Source organism: Pirellulales bacterium (assembly GCA_035656635.1).
Classification (GTDB): Bacteria; Planctomycetota; Planctomycetia; order Pirellulales; family JADZDJ01; genus DATJYL01.
Map to the genome: position 1 here is coordinate 1 of DASRSD010000041.1, position 4,659 is coordinate 4,659.

Consider the following 4,659-nt stretch of genomic DNA (forward strand, 5'->3'; position numbering starts at 1 on the left):
TGGCGGGCGCGGCGGAAGTTCTTCCGCTGCTTAGAAATAATTATGGGATATGGCGAGCAGACAGAACTCTTTTCCCTCAACTTACATTCTAACTAATTAAGACTCGATTCACCAGCCACTGGGAGGTTGGCGAGCCAGCAGATACGATGGTGACAATGGTGTGTCCGTCATTAGACGAACTTCTCGGATCTGCCGCGATAAACTGCTGCTCCCAACATTCTGTTGTTTCCCGCTATGCGTATTGTTTTGTGCTATCCCGTTGAACCGAGGCACGTGGCTCAAATTCAGGCGGTTGTCCCTCAAGCAGAAATCTGCGATGCCAGTCAGGAGGCGGTAGCCCGAGAATTGTTCGCCTGTGACGTATTCTGCGGGCATCCTAAAGTGCCTGTCGACTGGGAGGGTGTGGTGCGAACGGGGCAGCTGAAATGGATTCAATCTTCGGCGGCTGGGCTAGATCATTTGCTGGTGCCCAGCGTGGTGGCATCCTCGATTGTTGTCACCAGTGCTTCAGGCGTGCTCTCAGATCAGGTGGCCGAACATACGGTGGCGTTGGTCACCGGGTTGTTGCGCGGACTGCCGGAGTACTTTCGTGCTCAACAGAAGAAGGAATATATTCGCCGCCCAACGCGTGATTTGCATCATTGTACGGTCGGCATTGTGGGGCTGGGAGGCGTGGGACGGCGTGTAGCGGAATTGCTTGCGCCGTTCAAAACGCGCATTCTGGCAACCGATTTTTACCCGGTCGACAAGCCACTGCACGTGGCAGAGTTGTGGCCGGCCAATCGACTGGACGATTTGCTGGCAGCCGTTGACGTGTTGGTGCTATGCGTGCCGCTCACCGAAGAAACGCGTTGGATGATCAATGCGAAGACATTGGCTAAGCTCAAACCAGGTGCTGTATTGGCGAATATGGCGCGGGGAAAATTAGTCGTGGAGAACGATTTGGTGGCAGCGCTGCAGTCCGGTCACTTATTCGGCGCCGTGTTGGACGTGGCCGCCGAGGAGCCGTTGCCGCCGGAAAGCAAACTTTGGGATTTGTCCAACGTAATCATCACGCCGCACGTGGCCGGTCAAAGCCGATGGCGGATCGACAACATGACCGATTTCTTTTGCGATAATTTGCGGCGCTATTTGGCCGGTCAGTCGTTACGTAACTTGGTAGACAAGCGGCTGGGTTTTCCGATTCGCAAAGCCTCGACGCAAAGCCTCGACGCAAAGCCAGTAAGGCAAATGCCGAGGTGATTGCGGCAAGTAGAAATCCATTTGGCTCGGGAACCGCCGAAGTACTGCTGCCTACATTCCGCAGTTTATTCAGCAACGCTTGCAAGTCGGTATTCGTGACTTTGCCATCGCCGTTGAGATCGGCGGTTGCCAACAAATCAACATCCGTAAAGTTTTGGTTCGCTTCGTAAGCAGGCAGATTCACCAAAGCAGAAAGCATCGTCACAATATCAGCCGATGTGACAATGCCGTCCCGATTGAAATCTCCCAGTATCGGCGGCGGCGCCGGCGTACCGGGCACCACTTCGCCTGTGGATAACTGCACGGCATGCGGTGAGCCTGAGCCCGAAAATACGATCGAATTCAGTTGAGCAAGGCTAAGTCCGCCGAACGATGCGCCAAAGAAAATGCGATCTGTGCCGCCGCCTGAAACCGAGCCGCTCCAATTGGCCACGGTTAGCGTTCCGGTCCAATGCAGCGCGTGGCTGTCGCTCAATTGAAGCATGCTGGAGCCTGCGCCCAAATCGATGGTTGAACTGGCCGACAATCCCAGGGCCGCCAGGGTTTCGCCAAATCCGCCGGTGGCAAACGTGCCTCCTCCAAGAACCAAATTGGAGGCGTTGGCAATACGGTTTGATGAACCCAATAACAGGGTTCCTTGATTCACCGTGGTGGGACCGATATATGTATTCGATCCCGTAAGCGTGATCGTTCCCAGGCCGGTTTTGGTGATGCCGCCATTGCCGGAGATTACGCCAGAAAGCGTGCCGCTAAAGCTGTTGCTGTTGATCGTGCCGCCGGTATTGGAAACGGAAATTGGCACGTTAACATTCAATTGGGCAATCGCCTGAAGCGTGCCCCCGCTCCAAACCAGCGAGCCGCCGGTGGTCCAATGGCTGGGCGTGCCAGCGCCGAGAACTAACTGCGAAAGCGCTAACGTACCACCGTTCAAATTAATAGTGCCAGTGTAGTTCGTGGCAATGGGATTATATACCGTATTGCCCAGGATGATGTTGTACGCTTGGACTGTTCCAGAATTGATTTGCAGCGAACCATTATTTTGATCGCCGATGGTCATCGTGTCGTATACGTTGAGTGTTCCGCCGCTAACGATGATTTTTTCGCCAGTTGCCGGACCGTTGCCGCCAATCGAAGCAGTCATGGCCGACGCCGTTCCTGACGAAATGGTGACCGCGCCATTGGCCGACCCGTTTCCGCGTATCAAGGCATAATCTAACGCGCCCGGAACAACCGAGCCGGTCCAATTGGCTGAGGTGGTCCAGGTCCCGCTGGCGGCCGTCCAGGTGCGCGAATCGTTCGTGCTGCCCAGCTCATTGGCATATTGTTCAATCATCCGATAGCCCACCGGATTCAAGAGCAACGCATCACTGGCGCTGTTGGGATTCATGCCGTGAGCAGTTTCCCAAGCATCGGGGATGCCGTCGTTGTCAGTATCGGTTGGCTTCTTCGCAACCGTTCCCGTATTGTTCGCGTCGTTGTTCAGGATTCCCAATCCGCCATTGGCAAGTCCGGTTTGTGATTCGCTCGTCCACAAGCGACCGCCAGTGCCTAAGGTTTGCACGTTCGTCATCATTTGCGAATCGACCTGATCGTATCCCACGGAAGCGGCGTAGGTTGTGGGATCATGTTTCAGCGAATCGCCGGCATGCGCAACGTTCCATGCATATGAGGATGCGGCGCTTAGTTGCGGAAGCTGCGACGTGCTGCTGGACCAGGGCGAAGTAAGCACTGTTGCGCCATCGACGCTGTTATCGGAGGAACCGTTCAAGGTTCCGTCCTTATTCGAATCGAGCAAGTTTCCAGTGGCATAGGCACTTTGCGTGCTGTCGACCTGGTAAAAATCGTCACCGGCACTGGTCGTGCTAGGCCCGGTGATAAAATAGTTGTTAATCACATCGTATCGAAAGTTGCCCCCGGAATTGCCGCTGGTATAGCCGGCCTGGTAATTATAAACGGTATTGTTGATGTACTGCGTATCTCCTTTGCTCAAGATGCTGCGGTTGTGGCCGTCGACAAACACATTGTTGACGAACGTTCCCGCGCCCCAGTTTCCTGCGCTGCCGCCTCCTTCCCAATGGAAGTTAAACCGCTGGCTGGCCAACGGGGCGGCGATCAGCGAATTTTGAAAAGTGAGATTGGGCGCCGTGGCCGCGTCAATGTTGTTATAGGGTGCGAATTCAGCCGAAACGTGGTCGAAGATCATATTCGACGAGCTGCCAATATTAATGCAGTTCGATGAAGAGCTGCTGGTCGACGACGACCCCTTGTATCCCGGGTCCAGCGTTGTATCTAAAAACCGCAGGTAGCGTACAATATCGTTGCTTTGGCCGAAGAAGGAAACTTCGGCGCCGTAGATGCCAATGCCGTCGCCCGGCGCGGTCTGGCCCAAAATCGTGAGATTGCTTTTTGCGGAAACGGCGCTGGCCAAATGGACATACCCACTCACATCAAACACAATAATGCGGTTTGAGCCGGACACGGCATCGCGGAAAGAGCCCGTCCCCGCATCGTTCAAATTCGTGACGTGATAAATGGTAGGCGACGAAGCATTGCGGCCGCCCGTGGCCACCGCCCCAAAACCTTCGGCCGAACCAAACGCTCTCAATTGTGCGTGCGCGCAGTTATTGTTGAGCCAAGATATAGCGGCAATACAGACTGTCGCTGCACGCAGCAGATACTTTCCCATCCTTTCTCCCCCATCCCGGTAACGATCGATATGCCATTGCACTCTTCGGGAGGCGACAGCGAGAATTATTCTACACGATGACTGCTGAAAATGCATTATTTTATTGCGACTTTGGTTTCGATTGAACAACTACACGACAAACCGGTAATGCACTGGGAAATCAAAGACTTTTGCGTTGCCCGGCACAAAAGGGCGATTTTAAAAAGTCGTTTTTGCTGCCCATGCCAGCAAAGTATCTCTTTACTGAGCTTCTCATTGCGGCCTAATATAAAAGCTGATACATAACGACACACGAAGACCAGCCACCCGGAAATTGCGAACTTCTGATGACGACGACGATCTTTTACGAAAACCGTGCTACCGTGACGCAGGGCGGTCACGAATCCAAACGCTGCCCAGACGAGCTTTTGAATCGTTACGTTTCGCTCGTGCAAGCGCAGCGAATGAGCTGGACCGAGCATTTGCGATTGAATCGCTTGCTAGGTTCCGGCGGGCAAGGGGTGGTTTATCTTAGCCAGCGGCGCGGAGCCGATGGTTTTACACTCCCCGTCGCGCTGAAAATCTTTTCCCCTGAACGCTTTGAAGATGCCCGCAGCTACGACGAAGCCATGGCCCGTATGGCCGACGTGGCAGCCCGGGTAGCTCTCATTCAGCAAGATAACTTGCTCGACGTGCACAACTTCGTCGATCGCAATCGCATTCGGCTGATGGAAATGGAATGGGTCGATGGC

The 4,659-nt window shown here is 54.3% G+C and carries 2 protein-coding genes and 1 pseudogene; 2 read left to right on the top strand and 1 reads right to left on the bottom strand.

Going from position 1 to position 4,659, the window contains the following annotated elements; translation table 11 throughout:
• Positions 1 to 234 precede the first annotated feature (234 nt).
• Entirely contained in the window at positions 235 to 1,242 is a 1,008-nt protein-coding gene (locus VFE46_03230; protein ID HZZ26996.1) for a D-2-hydroxyacid dehydrogenase, read from the top strand.
• 73 nt (positions 1,243 to 1,315) lie between these two features.
• On the opposite strand, the pseudogene VFE46_03235 reads toward VFE46_03230, so the two are convergent.
• A pseudogene (locus VFE46_03235) lies at positions 1,316 to 4,024 on the bottom strand (autotransporter-associated beta strand repeat-containing protein).
• Positions 4,025 to 4,254: 230 nt separating this feature from the next.
• Between VFE46_03235 and VFE46_03240 the strand changes: the two are divergent.
• The coding region (locus VFE46_03240; protein ID HZZ26997.1) for a serine/threonine protein kinase at positions 4,255 to 4,659 on the top strand (405 nt) is incomplete at its 3' end.